Source organism: Acinetobacter sp. YH16038 (assembly GCF_013417275.1).
GTDB lineage: Bacteria > Pseudomonadota > Gammaproteobacteria > Pseudomonadales > Moraxellaceae > Acinetobacter.
Window position 1 is genome coordinate 1 of record NZ_VPEG01000099.1, and the last position, 2,571, is coordinate 2,571.

4 protein-coding genes are annotated in these 2,571 nt (G+C 35.0%); 2 read left to right on the forward strand and 2 right to left on the reverse strand.

Features of this window, described 5'->3' with window-relative positions:
- On the reverse strand, nucleotides 1–192 hold a 192-nt coding region (locus FTV34_RS16840; RefSeq protein WP_180070838.1), incomplete at its 3' end, for a type II toxin-antitoxin system RelB/DinJ family antitoxin.
- A 161-nt stretch (nucleotides 193–353) separates the two neighbouring features.
- Here FTV34_RS16840 and FTV34_RS16845 point away from each other — a divergent pair.
- Nucleotides 354–1,043: an aspartate/glutamate racemase family protein gene (locus FTV34_RS16845; RefSeq protein ID WP_180015719.1), complete on the forward strand. Its 690-nt coding sequence runs from the start codon at nucleotides 354–356 to the stop codon at nucleotides 1,041–1,043.
- A 139-nt stretch (nucleotides 1,044–1,182) separates the two neighbouring features.
- Here FTV34_RS16845 and FTV34_RS16850 read toward each other — a convergent pair whose 3' ends face one another.
- On the reverse strand, nucleotides 1,183–1,551 hold the full coding sequence (locus FTV34_RS16850; protein WP_179991841.1) for a LysR family transcriptional regulator: 369 nt from the start codon (nucleotides 1,549–1,551) through the stop codon (nucleotides 1,183–1,185).
- A 346-nt stretch (nucleotides 1,552–1,897) separates the two neighbouring features.
- Here FTV34_RS16850 and FTV34_RS16855 point away from each other — a divergent pair, with 346 nt between their 5' ends.
- Complete coding sequence (locus FTV34_RS16855; RefSeq protein WP_179991840.1) at nucleotides 1,898–2,194, forward strand: hypothetical protein; 297 nt, start codon at nucleotides 1,898–1,900, stop codon at nucleotides 2,192–2,194.
- The last annotated feature ends 377 nt before the right edge of the window (nucleotides 2,195–2,571 follow it).

Sequence of the window (2,571 nt, forward strand, 5' to 3'; positions counted from 1 at the left end):
CTTACGGACAAGAGCTAACAATTCTTCATCTTCTTCTGAAAGCAAAGCTTTTTTGACAGGTAGTTTCCCAGTCGTAGCAACATACTCAAGAATACTAGTAAAGAAATCTGTAGGTGCAATACCTTGTTCTTTAAGGATGGAATAGGATTTTTCTTTAAGGGCTTCATCGACCCTGAAGTTAACAGTAGCCATCATATCTCCCAGTTATTTAATGTACTAGGAGTACTGTAATGCAAATTGCATTACAAGTCGACTTCGTATAACCGCCATTATGTTAAATATGAGCAATTTTGTACTAGATACTTTTAATTATATTGATAAGTTAGATTTTTTAATTTCTTAAAGGCACAACTTTGAAAACAATTGGTTTATTAGGCGGAATGAGTTGGGAATCTACAGATCTTTACTATCAACAAATCAATAAAATGGTTCAAATGAAGCTAGGAAAATTACATTCTGCTAAGGTTGTTCTTATCAGCGTTGATTTTGCTGAAATTGAAGAATTACAACATAAGGGACTCTGGGATGAAGCTGGATTTTATTTAAAAGATAAAGCTATTCAACTAGAAAAAGGAGGGGCCGATGGTATTGTACTTTGTACAAATACGATGCATAAAGTGGCTTCTTATATTGAGAATTCAACTACTATTCCATTTATTCATATTGCCGATGCAACAGCTACGGAAATTTTAAGTCAAAATATTAAAAAAATTGGTCTGCTTGGTACAGCTTTTACTATGGAACAAGATTTTTATAAAAACAGATTAGAAGAAAAAGGACTTGAAGTAATAACGCCAAATGAAACAAATAGAAAAGTTGTGCACGATATTATTTATAATGAATTATGTTTAGGGGTTATAAACAAAGAGTCTCAAAAGAAATATATCAATGTTGTCGAAGATTTAATATCTTCTGGAGCAGAAGGAGTTATCTTAGGGTGCACAGAGATTTGTATGCTTATTGGAGATATTAAATTTTCAGTCCCTCTCTTTGATACTACTTCTATACATGCAAAAGCAGCTGTAGATTTTGTCTTATCATAAAGTTTCTCTAAAATTAACATAATACACGTTATACGAAAGGCCCTATTTACGGGCCTTTTAATCATCTGATTAACATAAAATCTCTTATACGCAGTGGCGGCTAACGCCACTATACAAGGCAACAGACCATACACTTTTTTTAAAACTTGATCTTGGATCTTACTTTAGTCAGTAGCTGATCAAGCAAATTTTGATTTTTGGATAAGTCCAACAGTAAGCCATTTAATTTTGTTTGGATCTCTTTCGGATCAGTCACCTCACCACTCATAAGATTTTTCAACAAACCACCAATCTTGTTGAAATCCTCCTTTATGCTACGAATTTCCTGAAACGATTGAACATCTATCAAACTTTTGGGCTGATAGCTTAAACCCAAATCACGTGCATATTGAGAAACCGATAAATTAGCCTGAGCAGCATTTGCTTCAATCTGCTTTTTTTCTTCATCAGTTACGACCACTTTAATGATCTTTTGGCGTATCCGTTTTGGCTTTTTCTTTTCATTCATTTTCATCATTTCCATTGTCATTTGGCTATGCCAAAAGCTCCGCAGGACAAGATTCCACGTTGAGCTTGAAAAGCGAATAAGCAGGAGTAATGGGTGTCAAAATGCTAGCATGTTGACCAACATTACACATCTTGCCTGTTTCACCTTAATTAGGTTTCGCACTTAATCGCATATAATCGCACATAAAAGAGATTAAAAGCTTATAAAATTTTATAATCGCACTTAAAAGCATATAATTGCATATAAAAGCTCTTGATCGCATATAATTGCACTTAATCGCATATAATTGCACTTAATCGCATATAATTGCACTTAATCGCATAAAAATAGGAATGAGGAGATCTAAATGGTTACTCGACATGGAGCAAAAAGATTCATCACTGCGGCTTTGCCTGAAATAGAAAAACGGTTAAAAGCAGGCTACACCATCAAAGAAATACATGCAGATTTACCAGATCTCGCCAACAATATTTCTTACAGTGCGCTATTAAGAAATTTGCAGAAAATGGGCATCAGCGAAAAAATGCCGCACCAGGGAAAAACACAAAACATCAAAGTTTCCCAAAATGAGACCAAAGCTGGAAGAAATCAGCAAACCTCTTTTTCTTATGATCCACATACAACAGGAAAGGATCTTATTTAAAAAAATAATATGCCTTTAAAGGTGCTTTAATTGCGATTACAGCTCGATTAATAAAGAAAGGTACAGAACGAGTGTCTACGAGTGAAATCGCTGAAATTCGCGCTTAGATCCCCTGAAAAACTGCTTTTTAGGCTGTGAAGCCTAAATAAGCGTAAATCACATGCAGAAAATTGACCCTAGATCGAGCGAAGCGAGTAAAAAGCTCATGAGCGAAGCGAATTCCGAGCTGCTTTTGCTTTTTCTTAAAGTCACAACCCAATGAGCCAAAAAATTGCCCCAACGAATCGAGCGAAAGCGAGATTCAATAGAGTTTGAGCGCAGCGAAAACCAAGGGCAATTTTTCCTTTCCTGGGCTTTTAATTATTTTTAAAGTTTTT

What these genes read in the sequence shown, in the direction of transcription:
- FTV34_RS16855 (WP_179991840.1), top strand. Translation starts at nt 1,898, where the DNA reads ATGGTTACTCGACATGGAGCAAAAAGATTCATCACTGCGGCTTTGCCT.
- FTV34_RS16850 (WP_179991841.1), bottom strand. Translation starts at nt 1,551, where the DNA reads ATGAATGAAAAGAAAAAGCCAAAACGGATACGCCAAAAGATCATTAAA.